The organism is Chryseobacterium carnipullorum, from assembly GCF_900142785.1.
Lineage (GTDB): Bacteria > Bacteroidota > Bacteroidia > Flavobacteriales > Weeksellaceae > Chryseobacterium > Chryseobacterium carnipullorum.
Map to the genome: position 1 here is coordinate 197,043 of NZ_FRCD01000001.1, position 14,872 is coordinate 211,914.

The 14,872-nt window shown below is 37.3% G+C and carries 20 protein-coding genes; 18 read left to right on the forward strand and 2 right to left on the reverse strand.

The window, feature by feature from the left end; all coding sequences use genetic code 11:
* Positions 1–137 precede the first annotated feature (137 nt).
* The 6 genes from BUC06_RS00885 (at position 138) to lepA (ending at position 5,835) form a co-directional block, all read left to right on the forward strand.
* Positions 138–689: an RNA polymerase sigma factor gene (locus tag BUC06_RS00885; RefSeq protein WP_073328497.1), complete on the forward strand. Its 552-nt coding sequence runs from the start codon at positions 138–140 to the stop codon at positions 687–689.
* Between the two features lie 18 nt (positions 690–707).
* Positions 708–1,241 (forward strand): hypothetical protein, encoded by a 534-nt coding sequence (locus BUC06_RS00890; RefSeq protein WP_073328499.1) that lies wholly within the window; start codon positions 708–710, stop codon positions 1,239–1,241.
* Positions 1,242–1,246: 5 nt separating this feature from the next.
* Positions 1,247–1,768: a hypothetical protein gene (locus tag BUC06_RS00895; protein ID WP_073328502.1), complete on the forward strand. Its 522-nt coding sequence runs from the start codon at positions 1,247–1,249 to the stop codon at positions 1,766–1,768.
* A 97-nt stretch (positions 1,769–1,865) separates the two neighbouring features.
* Positions 1,866–2,882, forward strand: coding sequence for a hypothetical protein (locus BUC06_RS00900; protein WP_073328504.1), 1,017 nt, complete (start codon positions 1,866–1,868; stop codon positions 2,880–2,882).
* Between the two features lie 80 nt (positions 2,883–2,962).
* Positions 2,963–3,967, forward strand: coding sequence for a hypothetical protein (locus BUC06_RS00905; RefSeq protein WP_139263250.1), 1,005 nt, complete (start codon positions 2,963–2,965; stop codon positions 3,965–3,967).
* Positions 3,968–4,038: 71 nt separating this feature from the next.
* Complete coding sequence (gene lepA / locus BUC06_RS00910; protein ID WP_073328509.1) at positions 4,039–5,835, forward strand: translation elongation factor 4; 1,797 nt, start codon at positions 4,039–4,041, stop codon at positions 5,833–5,835.
* A gap of 41 nt (positions 5,836–5,876) precedes the next feature.
* Here lepA and BUC06_RS00915 read toward each other — a convergent pair whose 3' ends face one another.
* Together BUC06_RS00915 and BUC06_RS00920 are read right to left on the reverse strand one after the other, a co-directional pair.
* A complete protein-coding gene (locus BUC06_RS00915; protein WP_034724485.1) occupies positions 5,877–6,086 on the reverse strand; it encodes a hypothetical protein in 210 nt (69 codons plus the stop codon).
* 98 nt (positions 6,087–6,184) lie between these two features.
* Complete coding sequence (locus BUC06_RS00920; protein ID WP_073328512.1) at positions 6,185–6,817, reverse strand: DUF1579 domain-containing protein; 633 nt, start codon at positions 6,815–6,817, stop codon at positions 6,185–6,187.
* A gap of 121 nt (positions 6,818–6,938) precedes the next feature.
* Here BUC06_RS00920 and BUC06_RS00925 point away from each other — a divergent pair, with 121 nt between their 5' ends.
* The 12 genes from BUC06_RS00925 (at position 6,939) to BUC06_RS00980 (ending at position 14,871) form a co-directional block, all read left to right on the forward strand.
* Positions 6,939–7,616, forward strand: a complete 678-nt coding sequence (locus BUC06_RS00925) for an NUDIX hydrolase (RefSeq protein ID WP_073328514.1) — start codon at positions 6,939–6,941, stop codon at positions 7,614–7,616.
* Positions 7,617–7,883: 267 nt separating this feature from the next.
* Positions 7,884–8,426, forward strand: coding sequence for an NADAR family protein (locus BUC06_RS00930; RefSeq protein ID WP_073328517.1), 543 nt, complete (start codon positions 7,884–7,886; stop codon positions 8,424–8,426).
* 29 nt (positions 8,427–8,455) lie between these two features.
* Positions 8,456–9,004 carry a prolyl hydroxylase family protein gene (locus tag BUC06_RS00935; protein ID WP_073328520.1) on the forward strand — a complete coding sequence of 183 codons (549 nt, stop codon included), beginning with the start codon at positions 8,456–8,458 and terminating at the stop codon, positions 9,002–9,004.
* Between the two features lie 70 nt (positions 9,005–9,074).
* On the forward strand, positions 9,075–9,410 hold the full coding sequence (locus tag BUC06_RS00940; RefSeq protein WP_073328522.1) for a hypothetical protein: 336 nt from the start codon (positions 9,075–9,077) through the stop codon (positions 9,408–9,410).
* A 3-nt stretch (positions 9,411–9,413) separates the two neighbouring features.
* Entirely contained in the window at positions 9,414–10,265 is an 852-nt protein-coding gene (locus BUC06_RS00945; RefSeq protein WP_073328525.1) for a hypothetical protein, read from the forward strand.
* A 3-nt stretch (positions 10,266–10,268) separates the two neighbouring features.
* Positions 10,269–11,339: an adenylosuccinate synthetase gene (locus BUC06_RS00950; protein WP_073328527.1), complete on the forward strand. Its 1,071-nt coding sequence runs from the start codon at positions 10,269–10,271 to the stop codon at positions 11,337–11,339.
* A 52-nt stretch (positions 11,340–11,391) separates the two neighbouring features.
* Positions 11,392–11,988, forward strand: a complete 597-nt coding sequence (locus BUC06_RS00955; protein ID WP_073329101.1) for a DUF4291 domain-containing protein — start codon at positions 11,392–11,394, stop codon at positions 11,986–11,988.
* A 12-nt stretch (positions 11,989–12,000) separates the two neighbouring features.
* Positions 12,001–12,417, forward strand: a complete 417-nt coding sequence (locus tag BUC06_RS00960; RefSeq protein WP_073328530.1) for an ADP-ribosylation/crystallin J1 — start codon at positions 12,001–12,003, stop codon at positions 12,415–12,417.
* On the forward strand, positions 12,414–12,887 hold the full coding sequence (locus tag BUC06_RS00965; protein ID WP_073328531.1) for a macro domain-containing protein: 474 nt from the start codon (positions 12,414–12,416) through the stop codon (positions 12,885–12,887). The genes BUC06_RS00960 and BUC06_RS00965 overlap by 4 nt, the downstream gene beginning before the upstream one ends.
* 17 nt (positions 12,888–12,904) lie before the next feature.
* Positions 12,905–13,717: a TIGR02452 family protein gene (locus BUC06_RS00970; RefSeq protein WP_073328534.1), complete on the forward strand. Its 813-nt coding sequence runs from the start codon at positions 12,905–12,907 to the stop codon at positions 13,715–13,717.
* On the forward strand, positions 13,717–14,358 hold the full coding sequence (locus BUC06_RS00975; RefSeq protein WP_073328537.1) for a DUF4291 domain-containing protein: 642 nt from the start codon (positions 13,717–13,719) through the stop codon (positions 14,356–14,358). Before BUC06_RS00970 ends, BUC06_RS00975 begins: the two co-directional genes overlap by 1 nt.
* 6 nt (positions 14,359–14,364) lie before the next feature.
* Positions 14,365–14,871 (forward strand): O-acetyl-ADP-ribose deacetylase, encoded by a 507-nt coding sequence (locus BUC06_RS00980; RefSeq protein WP_073328539.1) that lies wholly within the window; start codon positions 14,365–14,367, stop codon positions 14,869–14,871.
* Position 14,872: the final 1 nt, after the last annotated feature.

Consider the following 14,872-nt stretch of genomic DNA (forward strand, 5'->3'; position numbering starts at 1 on the left):
TCATGAATCTTCCTTTCAGCCGTTGCTTATTGCTTAGCGCGTAACGATCTGATATTATTTTAAATATTTGGACTGAAAATTGAATAAGTAATTTAACTTTCAGCTATTTTTGTCATCCAAAACAGTGAAAGCATCTTATGAAGATTAAGGACGCGGAAATTATTTCGTTGATGCAAAATCCACGGACCCTGGAAAAAGGGGTACGGGCCTTGATGGATGCTTATCAAAGCAGATTGTACTGGCATATCAGAAGGATTATTGTGGATGGAGACCTTGCCCAGGATACCCTGCAGGAGACTTTTATCAAAGCCTATCAGAATTTTCACCAGTTCAAAAATGATAGCCAGCTGTACACCTGGCTTTACAGGATCGCTACCAACGAAGCGCTGCAGCAGGTCAATAAGATGAAGAAAATGCAGAAAACGGATGAAGATCCGGAGTATTATATGCAGAATCTGGTGGCCGACAATACAGAAGGAGATGCAGAAGAAATACAGCTGCTGCTCCAGAACGCCATACAAAGCCTGCCCGAAAAGCAGAAACTGGTATTTATGATGCGGTATTATGATGATTTGCCTTACGAAGAGATATCAAAAATTGTGGATATGTCTGTAGGGACTTTAAAAACAAATTACCATTATGCCAAACAGAAAATAGAAGAGTATATAAAAGAAAATTACGAGAGATAATTTTTTGACCCAACAAAGATGAAAGAGTTCGACATAGAAAAACTAGAACGAAAAAATATTTACAAGGTTCCGGATGATTTATTTGCCAATATCCAGAGCAATGTAATGAACGAAGTGAAAGCGAATAAGAAAGCACCGGTTTTTAAACTCAACTGGATGTATGCTGCTGCGGCATCACTGGCTTTACTGTTCGGAATTACTTATGTTTTTAATTCTGATAACGATTCTGCTAAGGATAGGTTGAATTCAAGAACATATGCGGTTAATGAAAAACAGCCGAAAACAGAAAGCGAGCGTGCTTATGAAACGCTGGAGGCCGATTTAACTTCTGTTGAAAATAACAATCAAAAAGTTAGCAACCAGAGCAGTAAAACAGTTTCCTATGCTTCAAAAACAGAAAATGAGAAGGCAGCTGCGCCCCAACCGGTAAAAGCGGCCACTAAAAAAGAAGAAACTAAAATGAATGAATACCTGGATTCCTTTTCTAATTCTGAAATATCAGAACTGGCAAGCAACTCAACCCAGGACGTTTATTTAGATCTATATAATTAAGAAAGATGAAAAAGATATTATTTACGCTTTTTATTATGTATGGTTTTGGTCTGAATGCACAAAATGCCCAGACTTCAGACTATGACTGGAAAAAGATGGATCCTAAACAAAGAAAGGAGGTAATAAACAATCTTTCTCCGGAAGAAAGAAAAGAGCTTCTCAAGAAATTCAGAAATAATATGGTGCTGGAAAATTTAGAAATAGATGCCAGCGATAAAACAGAATTTACACAGCTGTATAATGAGTATCTTGAGAACCAGAAACAAATAAAAGGCCAGTTTAATCCTAATTTCAATCCTGAAACTTTATCTGATGATGAAGCGAAGGCAAAGCTTCAGCAAAGTTTTGAAGTAGGGCAGAAGCTGCTGGATAACCGAAAAAAATACGCTGATAAAATGCAGCAGGTGATTCCTTGTCAAAAAGTATTGAAACTATTCCAGTCTGAGGGAATGATGAGAGATAAAATGAATGAAAGAAAACCTCACAGCGGACACGATACGACAACAAGGCCCAAACAGAACCCATAATAGTTTATTTTTTTAATGTTGGACGGCTCTTACAAATTTTTTTTGTGAGAGCCGTTTAGTATGTATGAATTGCTATTTTTGCGCAAAAAAATATCTAATGAGAAAACTGATGCAGCTGGCATTTATTTTTGTGGCTATTATCGCTTTTGCACAGACAAAAGAAGTCATAAAATTCAGAGGGAACATTTTGAATTATAGTGAAAACCCTTATGCTTTTTTCAAAGTAATCGATCAGAGAGAGGATAAGCAGATCGGAACACTGCCTTTTGGCGACCAAAAGGAAATGAAGGAAATTGTTTTTCCTTCTACACCGGATGCTGATTTTAGTGCCTGGTATTTAAAAAGCAATCAACCGGGTAAATTAACTGATTTTGTTTTGGTTTTAAAAAAACTGAAACTTTCAACAGGAGAATCTGATGGTAAGAAGAAAGAAGGAAAGATGGATTTTTCTGCTCAGACCTTTGCTAAAACCGGAGACAAATATCAATTTTTATATAAAAAGGATACCGTGTTTACCTTTTATGATCAGGAAGTTTCCGAACTGATGGTGAAAAATATTCCGACCATTTTTTCCGTATTCATCAAAAAATCATATTCATTGAATCCTACCGGAAATTTAGTTTCATTAAATGATCTGGCAGATTACAACAGTCTTGTAAAAAACAATTATCCTGCTTTGAAAGAAACCCCGTTAAAAGATGGAATCTATCTGGATTATCTTTCTTTCTTCAACCAAACCCCTGAAAAGGGAGACTACGCGCTTGAAATTAATAATAAAGGAGACGTTACAAAAGCTGTGAAAGAGGAAAACGGAAAAAAGACTAAGATTCCTGCTTACAAAATGTTTGCATACGTAGAGAAAGGGAAGGCCCATAAATCAACGTTCTCCGGATTTATGGATCTTGATAAAGATGAAAACGGGTTTTATCTTTTAGCCAACCGCGGCCACCTTTTTCCTGTACAATCCAACAGTGCTTACGGAATGTTCGGCCTTATTGGGGGAGTTGCAGGAGTCATTGAGCAGGGAGCAAGACAGAAGAAAATGAAGAGTGGAGACGCGGGAAAAGTATACATTGACCCATTGACCGGAGAATATGACTTTTCTGAAGAATAAAAATATATTGAATGCAATGGGGATCTAAAGAGAGATGGATTGTTTCTATTTTTATCTGTACAACGTATAAAAAAAACAAAATGAAAAAAATCATAATCTTCCTCTTACTTTCAGAGGTTTTATCTGGCCAAAAAACGGAAATAATTGAACTTAATCAGAATATTAAAGATAAAAAAGGCCTTACCAAATCTTTAACTCTCATAGATAACAGGAATGACAAAACCATTGGAACTATTACCGGTAAGAAAGGTACATCAGACATAAAGTTTGCTGATGAAGATTTAAAAAATCATGTGGAAACCTGGTTTGCTGATGATAATAAGGTAAAAGGAAATAATGATATCACCATGCTTTTAGAAGAAGTGAAGATCAGTAGCTTTCAAAATACGGGGCTGGCAAAAGTAAAAATTAAAGTAAGCAGCTTCATCAATAGAAGCGGCAAATATTTCTTTATCAACCGATACTACAATACGTTAAGTTTTAATTCGAAACTTACACCCAATATCCCCAGAGAAGTTTCTTCATCTATTTCAGATGTCCTGTCTTCTTTTATTAATGAATCTTATTCCCATACTGTTTTAAGTACACCTATTCTTGAATCTGAACTCAAGGATTATGAAACCATACTGGAGAAAAACATGAAATTTATTACGTCTCCTGAACTTGTGAATGGAGTGTATAAAGATTTCAAATCTTTTTCAGAGCAAAAACCACAAAAAGAATATTACATAGGAAAGAATAAAAAAGGGAAAGTAATCGGGGTGAAAGATCAAAATGATCTTCTTGTTTTAACTGAAGAAATGTACGGATATGTTGAAGACGGGAAAGCATACCGATCCACACCTGTTGGTTTTTTAGAAATAAATAAAGATGATAAGGGATATTATATTGTTTCTTCCAGACTTGAACTATATCCGAAAAACAACAACTCAGGAGCTATGATTGGAGCTATGACAGGAGGAATAGCAGGTGGGCTAATCGGAGCAGCAATTGATTCCGGATCAAAAACGGATAGAAATGCGAACACGACTTTATCCCATGTTTATATAGACTCTTTAACAGGCGCTTACATCTTTGAAAAATAAATTGTACCCTGAAAATTAAAGAGAGGAATTGTCTCGCTTTTTTTTATCTTTGCAAATTACAAAGTTCTTAAATGAAAAACATACGAAATTTTTGCATAATCGCTCATATTGACCACGGTAAAAGTACTCTGGCAGACCGTCTTTTGGAGTATACCAATACAGTTACTCAAAGAGAACTGCAGTCTCAGACCCTGGATGATATGGATTTGGAGAAAGAACGTGGGATCACCATTAAGTCTCACGCCATCCAGATGGATTATGAATATAAAGGAGAAAAATATATCTTAAATCTTATCGATACACCGGGACACGTAGACTTTTCTTACGAAGTTTCCCGTTCTATCGCAGCCTGTGAAGGAGCACTTCTTATTGTAGACGCTGCACAGAGTATCCAGGCACAGACCATCAGTAACCTTTATTTAGCATTAGAAAACGATTTGGAAATTATTCCAATTCTGAATAAAATAGATCTTCCGTCTGCCAACCCTGAAGAAGTGACCGACGAAATTATGGGACTTTTGGGTTGCAAGTATGAAGATGTTCTTAGAGTTTCCGGAAAAACAGGAGAGGGAGTGCATGATTTGCTTGAGCAGATCGTGAATAGAATTCCACCTCCGGTTGGAGATCCTGATGCCCCATTACAGGCTTTAATCTTTGACTCTGTTTACAACCCGTTCAGAGGAATTGAAGCCTATTTTAAAGTCGTCAACGGAAGTATTTCTAAAAACGAAAAAATTAAATTCTTCGCGACCGGAAAAGAATACGGTGCTGACGAAGTAGGAACATTAAAATTAAAGCAGGTTCCTAAGAAATCCATTCACTGTGGAGATGTAGGATACATTATTTCAGGAATCAAAGATGCAAGAGAAGTAAAAGTAGGAGATACCATCACCTCTTTTGTGAATCCTGCTTCCGCTGCCATTGATGGTTTTGAAGAAGTAAAGCCAATGGTTTTTGCCGGAATTTATCCTATAGAATCAGAAGACTTTGAAGAATTAAGATTCTCACTTGAAAAATTAAGATTAAATGATGCTTCCCTGGTTTTCGAACCGGAAAGTTCAGCTGCTTTAGGTTTCGGATTCCGTTGCGGATTCTTGGGAATGCTTCACATGGAAATCGTTCAGGAGCGTCTTGACAGAGAATTTAATATGGACGTTATTACTACGGTACCCAACGTTTCGTACCATGGATATTCTAAAAAGGATCCTGAAACAGCAATTCTGATCAACAACCCATCAGAAATGATTGATCCCAATCTTTTAGATAGAGTTGAAGAACCATACATTAAAGCGTCTATTATTACTAAATCTGATTTTGTTGGTGCTGTAATGACCCTTTGTATTGAAAAAAGAGGAGAGATCGTTAACCAGAGTTATTTAACGGCAGACAGAGTAGAATTAACATTCAATATGCCTTTGGCAGAAGTTGTTTTTGACTTCTATGACCGTCTGAAATCTATTTCTAAGGGATATGCATCTTTCGATTATTCTCCAATAGGAATGCGTTCTTCCAAATTGGTTAAAATGGATATTCTGATCAATGGAGATATGGTAGATGCCCTTTCTTCACTGATTCACGACAGTAATGCCTATTATATCGGTAAAAAGATGTGTGAGAAACTTCGTGAGCTGATTCCTAGACAGCAGTTTGATATTGCTGTTCAGGCCGCTTTGGGAGCGAAAGTTATTGCCAGAGAAACCATTAAAGCTTTAAGAAAAGATGTTACCGCAAAATGTTACGGTGGAGATATCTCCAGAAAACGTAAGCTTCTTGAAAAGCAGAAAGAGGGTAAAAAGAAAATGAAGCAGATTGGTAGAGTAGAAGTACCGCAATCCGCATTCATGGCAGTATTAAAACTAAACGATTAATATAAAAAAGACCGGTAAGAAATTACCGGTCTTTTATTTTTTTAGAAAGTTCGCTGCTTCTCCGTCAGATTGGCCTGGATTACCAAAGCACCGAGTCCCAGAATGACTTCAGCGATGCCTAATGTTCTTATCAGATTGATCCCGCATACGAGACATTCAGGTTCCGGGAAAGGCTTTTTCCCTACGACAATGATCAATACTCCTCCTATGATAATAATGACCACGATAAAGGCTCTTAATAATGTTTTCATGATGGTATAAATTTTTATTTTCTATACCAAAGTTGAGCATATCTCTCATGATATTCTTAAGGAAAATCACTGTTTCGTACCGGAGGTTTCTCCCGTTTTTATTTCTTTCTGGTGAATTTTATTTCCATGGACTTATATTCCTTTCCCGTTTTGGAATCAGGACCGTACATTTCCATCGTGTGATTATTGTCATCGGTAAATACATACACTTCTCTGAAATTACATTCTTTATCAGGTCTTGCAGGATCAGCCATTGTACCTTTGAACTCAAGAGATTTTTTTGCTGCGTTCCATTCACCCTCTGCATGCATAATGCCTGTTCCCATATTGTCTATCCAGATGCTAACAAATTTTTTCCTGGCATTGTCGTAGCCCATCAGACTCATGCCTTCAAAAGGCATTCCCATAAAATTTCCTTTATAATTGCTTTGTTGATAGCGTCCTCCGAAGATCATTTTATTCGTACATTCAGAAGGATTGGTAACCGGTTTTCCTCCGGCTTCCATCCACATCGTTGATGTACCCGCCCAGTTTCCGTCATATTTTGCCAGCATTTTGTGCAGATCTCCGGGGGTGGCGTATTCCATCCAGGCTTTCGTGGCAACGGCAGAATCTACAGGTTTCCAATCTGCAGAATCAGTTTTGGATAAACTTTTTTCTGTGGCAGACTTTCCTTTCTCACAAGCCGAGAAAACAAAAGCAATTGAGAATAATAACAATAGATTTTTCATAATTAGTTAATTTTAAGTGGGTTAATGTGAAATAAAGTTAGTTAATTTTATTATTCGGTTAATTGTTTTTTTGATGTCATTTATAAAACGTATTTTTGTGTATTCATAACGCAAATTAATTATGCAGGCTATAAAAGTTGCAGTAGACGCAGTCATTTTCGGATATTTTGATAAGCAGGACCTTCAGCTCCTTTTAATCAAAAGAAAGATCGAACCATTTAAAGGAGGCTGGGCGCTTCCCGGAGGCCTTGTTCTGGATGATGAAAACCTGGATGATGCAGTCAAAAGAGAACTGCATGAAGAAGCAGGCATAAAACCTGATTTTTTAGAGCAACTTTACACTTTTGGTAACATAGGCCGGGATCCAAGGAACAGAGTGGTTTCTGTAGCTTATCTGGGCCTTGTGAACCCTTCTTATCATGAACTCTTTGCAGACTCAGATGCCGAAGACGCCCAATGGTTCAGTGTGAATAAACTTCCCACCCTTGCATTTGATCATAAAACCATCATTGATATGGCGTTAAAAAGACTTCGTACCAAAATACAGTACCAGCCGATCGGCTTTAATCTTCTCAATGAAGAATTCCCTTTTTCAGACCTAGAAAACCTTTACAGGACTATTGTCGGGCGCGAGATAGACCGCAGAAATTTCCGTAAAAAGATCATGAGCTACGAACTGCTTACTGAAACCAACAATGTAAAAAAAGAAGGGAGCGGAAGACCTGGAAAACTTTTTACATTCAACCAGGAGAAGTATGAAGAACTTGAAAAAGAAGGATTCTATTTCGAGATCAAATAACTTCCCATTCCATGACATATTCTGTATAAATTTACATCAAAAATCTCTTGTTTTCCTGTTTAAATCAATTGAACTAAAATTTTAGTTCAATGTATATTTGTGCTATTTGTGAAAATATTAGTATCATTTGTGTTTCAAATTGGATTTGAAATATTTATTTTTTTTTATTTGATAATCAGTAGTTTAGTTATTTAGTGTTAAAATAACGCAAATATATTTTGGCGGTATAATGAGATTTTTTTACATTTGTGTAATAATAACACAATCATGAAATGCACCCTACAATATATTATTGAAAGATTTCAGGAAAAAGAAAAACTGGATTTTCTATTTTTCTGGGGACATACCGTGAAAGATCAGATCACCAAATCATGTTTCAGCCAATGGTTTCCCATTCAATTTGAAGAAAATGGAATCCTCTATAAAACCGCTGAACATTATATGATGGCGGGAAAAGCAAAATTGTTTAACGATCAGGAAATTTTAGAAAAGATTGTAAAGGCTGAAACACCGGATCAGGCTAAAAGTCTTGGAAGAAAAGTCAAAAATTTTGATCCGAAACTCTGGGACGAACATAAATATGAAATAGTAAAAAATGCCAATCTTCTGAAGTTCTCCCAAAATTCAAAATTTAAAGATTTTCTCTTGTCTACAGATAATAAGATCCTGATTGAAGCAAGTCCTTATGACAGGATTTGGGGAATCGGAATGCTGGAAACGGATTCCAGAGCGAAAGACCCCGCTCTATGGAATGGAGAAAATATGCTCGGTTTTGCTTTAATGGAAGTAAGGGACGAATTAAGAAGATAAACACAATCACTAAACACAAAATAAAAATTATGGAAAAAACAGAACTGCACCCACAGATATTTCTCATTGAAGATTTTTTGACTGCTGAGGCCTGTGATAAATATATTGCAATGGCTGAAGGAAAAGTATTTGAAGAAGCTCAGATCAATGTACATGGACGCCAAATGATGAGTAAAGGCATCAGGAATAACGACAGACTAATGATTTTTGATCATGATTTAGCAGAAGATCTTTTCAGAATAGCGGAACAATTTCTCCCTCAGGAACACGAAAATTATAAGCTTCTGAATTTCAATGAAATGTTCAGAGTTTATAAATATACGCCCGGACAGAGGTTCAAAATACACAGAGACGGAAGCTATATCCGCAACGAACATGAAAAAAGTTTCTACACTTTCATGGTTTATCTGAATGATGACTTCGAAGGAGGAGAAACAGAATTTGAAAACTTGTTTACAGTCGCTCCGAAAAAAGGATCTGCACTGGTTTTCTATCATCCGCTAAGACATGAAGGGAAAATCCTGATCAGCGGTAAAAAGTATGTTTTGAGAACCGATGTCATGTATTCCAACAAATAAAATTCTTTAAAAGAAGAAGCATTGTTATGCCCTTTTTATTTAGCGTAAAAACAACACAAAAAAGATAAAAATGGAAGACGACTTAAAACCAAGATTCATCCAGTCATTACAGAGAAACAATGACCAGATCAGAGAAGACCGTGCACGAACCATCGGAGCAGATTCCGAATTGATTTACAGGCGCAGGGTGGAAGACATTGACCTTAAGATCAAGAGACTGGAAAGAGAACAGGAAGCCCTCATTGACATCAGCCCTTTAGACAGGAACAGCCTCACATTTGCAGACTTTCAGCCCGAGGCATTTGTTCAGAAAGATATAGAATATTCATTAACCCTCAGAAATTTAAATATTCAGTTAGAAGTCGCAGTGAAGAGATTTGAATATTTATTCGGTAAAACATTTTAAATTATGGGAAGTACAAGATACGATATGGACGCTCGTTTCGACAGAGCAAGAAAAGAAGGATACGGATCTAAATCCGCAGGTGAAATTTTCACTCAGAATGCAAAAAGAATGGCTCATGAATCTATGAACCCAAAAGGTATTTCTTTCAGAGAGTCGAGAGATTCATCCGTACACCCGAACTCTGTTCCCATCATCTTAGGATTGGATGTGACCGGCAGTATGGGACATATTCCCCACGAACTTATTAAAGAAGGATTGCCTAAATTAATGGGTGGAATTATTCAGGGCGGTGTTCCGGATCCCGCACTTTTATTCTTAGGAATCGGAGATCATGAATGTGATGCTTATCCTCTTCAGGTCGGGCAGTTTGAGTCAGGAGATGAAGAGCTGGATATGTGGCTGACCCGTACTTATATTGAATCCGGCGGTGGCGGAAATGCAGGAGAAAGTTATCTTCTCGCGTGGTATTTTGCCGCTTTTCACACCAGAACGGATGCTTTTGAGAAGAGAAATCAGAAAGGACTTTTGTTTACCGTAGGTGATGAACCTTGTCTGAAAACGCTTCCGGCATCAGCAATCAGAGAAATAATGGGAGCCGGACAGCATACTTTTACGCACTTTGACCTCTTGGAAGAAGCCCGAAAAAAGTATGAAGTGTATCACATCAATGTTGTCCATTCAGACCAGGCCATGAGAGCAAATGGCGGCTGGAAAGAATTGTTAGGGCAAAACTGTTTATCCATAGAAGATCACAGGGAAATTCCCAATGTAATTAAAGGAATTATCTGCGATACCTATAAAAATAAAACCTTCCTGTCAGGAGATAAAAACGGATTTGATATTCAAATGTTTTAAGTCATGAAAAAAGCACAAATAGTAATAGGCTTGGGTTTTGGAGATGAAGGAAAGGGAATCACGACAGATTTCCTGGCGCAGCAAAACCCGGATTCTTTGGTTATCAGATTTTCCGGAGGCCAGCAGGCCGCGCATACTGTAATGATTGATGGTAAAAAGCATATTCATTCCAGCTTTGCAAGCGGGGCACTTCGGGGACTACCGTCCTATTTTTCGGAACATTGCACGATTCATCCTGTGTTTTTACTGAACGAAAGGAAGGAATTAATGGAGAAAAATGGAAATACTGAACTGCATATTCATCCGCTGGCGAAAGTCACCACTCCGTTTGATGTCTGGCAAAACAGAACCAATACAAAGAATCTGGAGCACGGAACCTGTGGAAAAGGAATTGGAGCGACCATGAAAAGACATGAAAGCCCATACAAACTATTTGCTGCAGATTTGATAGCCCCAAGAGCGATGCTGATCGAAAAATTAAAAGGAATTGCTTATTACTATGGCTTTATAGACGAAGATCAGGTAAATGAAGCTCTGCATGATTTCTTGAATGCGGTAGACGGGATCGATTGGAAAATAGAGGGTTATACCTATCTGAATTCATTTGAGAATCTCATATTTGAAGGGAGTCAGGGAATTTTGCTGGATATGGATCACGGGGTATTTCCCAATGTAACCTATGCCCATACCACTTCAAAAAATGCTTATGAGATCTGTCAACTTTTGAAAATCGAGGATATCGAAATATATTATGTGACCAGAATATATTCTACACGTCATGGAAGCGGATGGATGAGCAATGAAAAGGAATTGGTGCTGAAAAATAATAAAGAGGAAACCTGTATTTTTAATGAATATCAGAAAGAGTTTCGATTTGGAGAACTGGACTATGACTTACTCAACTATGCCCTCCTTTTGGATGGCGCTTATGGAACAGCAACCCAAAAGAATCTTGTCGTTACGTGTCTGGATCAGACCGATGAGCAATTTAAAAAAGAGAATATAAAAACAGAATTTGACCAGATCTATGGATCCTATTCTCCGTTTTCAAAAGACTTTAAACCAATTTTTTAAACCAAATAATGGTTTTATATTTAATGGCAGAACGGAGCCGAATACCAGTAGAATGATGAAAGAATTTGAAATAAGAGCAGATTACAACAGAGATACGATCGTGATATACCAGTCATACAATGAGCAGATTGCAAAATCTGCCGTGATGAATCAGAAGTTTTCTGCTCCTTTTTCATTCAAAAGGATGACGTGGATCAAACCTTCTTTTCTCTGGATGATGGAAAGAAGTAATTACGGACAAAAATCCGGACAGGAATGTACGCTGGCCATCCATATTAAACGAGAAGCATGGGAAAAAGTACTAGGCAAAGCCATTTTAACTTCTCCTGAAAAAAGGGTGTATCCCGATCCCGGAATCTGGGAAAAAGACTTTGAGAATGCTGAGGTTTATGTACAGTGGGATCCGGAAAGGAATATTAAAGGGAATAAACTGGAGTACCGTTCCATTCAGGTAGGCATTAGCCGGTATCTGATTGAAGAATTTAATAATGAATGGATCGTTAAAATTGAAGATTATACACCTTTGGTCAAAAAGATCTTACATTTTACCAAATCGGGAGCATATGATAAAGCAAAAAAACTGTTACCAATTGAAAAATTGTATCCATTGTCCACTGAACTGGCTCATAAAATAGGAGCAATTATTTAAAAACAAAAAACTATGAAAACAATACCTCTTTACAGACCGGTTGGAGAAAAAGAAATGATCCTGATTGCAGAGAATGGATATAAAAAATTTCCACCAAGACTGGAATGGCAGCCTATGTTTTATCCGGTACTGGACGAAAGCTATGCTTCGGAAATTGCTGAAAAATGGAATACGAAGGATGAAGCCGGAAATTTTCTTGGTTTTGTTACACAGTTCAAGGTGCTGGAAGAAGCGGTTAGTCAATATGAGACCCAGAATGTGGGGGCAAAAAATCATAATGAATTTTGGGTTCCTTCTGAAGAACTAGAGGTATTTAATAAGGCAATAGTGGGGAATATTGAGGTGATAAAAGTTTTTGTTGGAAACGATTTTAAAGAATCAACAGATGCTGAAATTAATAACCTTATTGTCAAACTACAAAAAGGATGAAAAAAATAAACTATTTAAAAGGAGATGCCACCAATCCTCAGACAGAAGGAAATAAGATCATCACCCATATCTGTAACGATATTGGAGGTTGGGGAAAAGGATTTGTGATGGCGATTTCTAAAAGATGGAAGCAGCCTGAGGCAGAATACAGAGAATGGTTTAAAAGTGGAGAAAGTTTCAGTCTCGGAGAGATTCAGATCATAAAGGTTGAAGAAGAGACTTGGGTTTGCAATATGATCGGTCAGCATAGGACAATAACAAGTTCAAAAGGAATTTCGCCAATAAGATATGAGGCCGTAGAAAAGTGTCTTGAAAAATTAGCTTTTGATGCTTTAAAACTCAATGCTGAGATACACATGCCGAGAATAGGCTGCGGTTTGGCAGGAGGAAAATGGGAAGAGATTGAACCGATCATTGTAAAAACATTGCTCAGACATGATGTCTCAGTATATGTTTATGACTTTGAATAAAAAAAAGAAAATTAATCATGACCAATAAAGGAATGGCGAAAGACACCTTAGAGATCTTAGCCAAAACATACTATATAAATGAAGAAAACGAAAAAATAACGATAGAAAAAGAACTTGAAATCTGTAAAAAAGAAACCGTTTTATTTTCGTCAGAACAACTTGCTGAAATCGCAAAAAGTGAACTTCCGGAAGTCAATTTTGAAACAAAATTCGAAGTCTGGAATTGCAGTTCTTTAAAAGCAATTTTACAACTAGCGGCGGAAGAAAATCAGGAAAAACTGATGTGTCTGAATTTTGCATCAGCGAAGAACCCTGGTGGCGGATTTATCAATGGCGCCGAAGCACAGGAAGAAAGTCTGGCCAGAACGTCTGCTTTATATGAAACTCAACTTCAGGCACAAGATTATTATAAGATTCACAGAGCAATGGAATCCTGTTTTTATACCGATATGATGATTTACAGTCCTAAAGTTCCCGTTTTCAGAAAGGATAAAGGAGAATTACTACCAAAACCTGTTTTGTGTAATTTTATCACTTCTCCTGCAGTCAATGCCGGAGTGGTAAAGCGACAGGAACCGGAAAGAGCAGATGAAATTTTTGGAGCTATGGACGTACGAACAGATAAAATGTTGGCCTTATCTTTAAAACAGGGAAATGAAACCTTGATTTTAGGGGCGTGGGGGTGCGGCGTTTTTAAAAACGACCCACAAGAAATTGCAGATTTATTCAAAAAATACCTGCACGGAAAATATAAAAATAAATTTAAAAGAGTGGTTTTTGCAATTTTAACCAAGAAAAAGGAATTGCTGGAAGTATTCGAAGAAATATAATGAAACTTAAACTAAAAAAATATAAAGAACAACTACAGGATTGGCCTCAGGAGGGATATCACCTCATGGCCCAATACGATAATGACAGAATTATTGTATATCAGTCCTATCGAAAAAATATAGGTGAATTTGCCGTTAAAAATCAATATTTTGGAGGTGAATTCAGTTTGGACAGAATGACTTGGATCAAGCCTAATTTTCTTTGGATGATGTACAGAAACGGATGGGGAACAAAAGAAGGGCAGGAATATGTTCTAGCCATTCATTTGAAAATGTCTGCTTTCAAAAAATATGTAGAGAATGCAGTTTATTCTTCCTACAATGATAGTTTGGGAATTTCCCGGGAAGCATGGCAGGCTGAGGTAAAAGCATCTTCTGTGAGATTGCAATGGGATCCGGATCATGATCCTTTTGGGAACAAGCTGGAGAGAAGGGCAATACAAATTGGGTTGCGAAATGAATTCACCCGTTCTTTTGCTCATGAAGATGTCCTCTTAATTGAAAATATTTCAGATTTTGTGAAAGAACAATACGAGTTTGTTTTAAGGGATGATTTGGATAACCTGATCATTCCTCAGGAAAGACCACTGTTGTTCAATGATAAAAGTTTAAATAAAAAGTTAAGATTATATCAGAACTAATTTGCCATGAATATTGAACTGATAAAAGGAGACATCACAAAAATCTCCGCAGACGCTATTGTCAATGCCGCGAATTCATCATTGCTCGGCGGCGGCGGAGTAGATGGAGCTATTCATCGTGCAGGAGGAAAGCAGATTCTCGAAGAATGTATCCAGATCAGGAACAGACAGGGAAAATGCAATACCGGGGAAGCTGTGGCCACTTCAGCAGGAAATCTTCCGGCGAAGTATGTAATTCACACGGTAGGACCTGTTTGGAACGGAGAAGAAGATAAAAGCTCAAAGCTTTTGGAAGACTGTTATAGAAATTCCTTGCAACTGGCGGAAAGTTTGGGTATTAAAACCATTGCTTTTCCAAATATCAGTACGGGAATTTATCAATTTCCAAAAGAACTGGCCGGAAAAATTGCCGTAGAAACAGTAAAGAATTTTCAGGCAGAAACCATTGAGAAAGTTATTTTTGTGTGCTTTGATGATGACAATGAAAAGATTTACAAAAAATTATTAGATTAAA

Coding starts and splice junctions, on each gene's coding strand:
- BUC06_RS00885 (WP_073328497.1), top strand. CDS start 138: ATGAAGATTAAGGACGCGGAAATTATTTCGTTGATGCAAAATCCACGG.
- BUC06_RS00890 (WP_073328499.1), top strand. CDS start 708: ATGAAAGAGTTCGACATAGAAAAACTAGAACGAAAAAATATTTACAAG.
- BUC06_RS00895 (WP_073328502.1), top strand. CDS start 1,247: ATGAAAAAGATATTATTTACGCTTTTTATTATGTATGGTTTTGGTCTG.
- BUC06_RS00900 (WP_073328504.1), top strand. CDS start 1,866: ATGAGAAAACTGATGCAGCTGGCATTTATTTTTGTGGCTATTATCGCT.
- BUC06_RS00905 (WP_139263250.1), top strand. CDS start 2,963: ATGAAAAAAATCATAATCTTCCTCTTACTTTCAGAGGTTTTATCTGGC.
- lepA (WP_073328509.1), top strand. CDS start 4,039: ATGAAAAACATACGAAATTTTTGCATAATCGCTCATATTGACCACGGT.
- BUC06_RS00915 (WP_034724485.1), bottom strand. CDS start 6,086: ATGAAAACATTATTAAGAGCCTTTATCGTGGTCATTATTATCATAGGA.
- BUC06_RS00920 (WP_073328512.1), bottom strand. CDS start 6,817: ATGAAAAATCTATTGTTATTATTCTCAATTGCTTTTGTTTTCTCGGCT.
- BUC06_RS00925 (WP_073328514.1), top strand. CDS start 6,939: ATGCAGGCTATAAAAGTTGCAGTAGACGCAGTCATTTTCGGATATTTT.
- BUC06_RS00930 (WP_073328517.1), top strand. CDS start 7,884: ATGAAATGCACCCTACAATATATTATTGAAAGATTTCAGGAAAAAGAA.
- BUC06_RS00935 (WP_073328520.1), top strand. CDS start 8,456: ATGGAAAAAACAGAACTGCACCCACAGATATTTCTCATTGAAGATTTT.
- BUC06_RS00940 (WP_073328522.1), top strand. CDS start 9,075: ATGGAAGACGACTTAAAACCAAGATTCATCCAGTCATTACAGAGAAAC.
- BUC06_RS00945 (WP_073328525.1), top strand. CDS start 9,414: ATGGGAAGTACAAGATACGATATGGACGCTCGTTTCGACAGAGCAAGA.
- BUC06_RS00950 (WP_073328527.1), top strand. CDS start 10,269: ATGAAAAAAGCACAAATAGTAATAGGCTTGGGTTTTGGAGATGAAGGA.
- BUC06_RS00955 (WP_073329101.1), top strand. CDS start 11,392: ATGATGAAAGAATTTGAAATAAGAGCAGATTACAACAGAGATACGATC.
- BUC06_RS00960 (WP_073328530.1), top strand. CDS start 12,001: ATGAAAACAATACCTCTTTACAGACCGGTTGGAGAAAAAGAAATGATC.
- BUC06_RS00965 (WP_073328531.1), top strand. CDS start 12,414: ATGAAAAAAATAAACTATTTAAAAGGAGATGCCACCAATCCTCAGACA.
- BUC06_RS00970 (WP_073328534.1), top strand. CDS start 12,905: ATGACCAATAAAGGAATGGCGAAAGACACCTTAGAGATCTTAGCCAAA.
- BUC06_RS00975 (WP_073328537.1), top strand. CDS start 13,717: ATGAAACTTAAACTAAAAAAATATAAAGAACAACTACAGGATTGGCCT.
- BUC06_RS00980 (WP_073328539.1), top strand. CDS start 14,365: ATGAATATTGAACTGATAAAAGGAGACATCACAAAAATCTCCGCAGAC.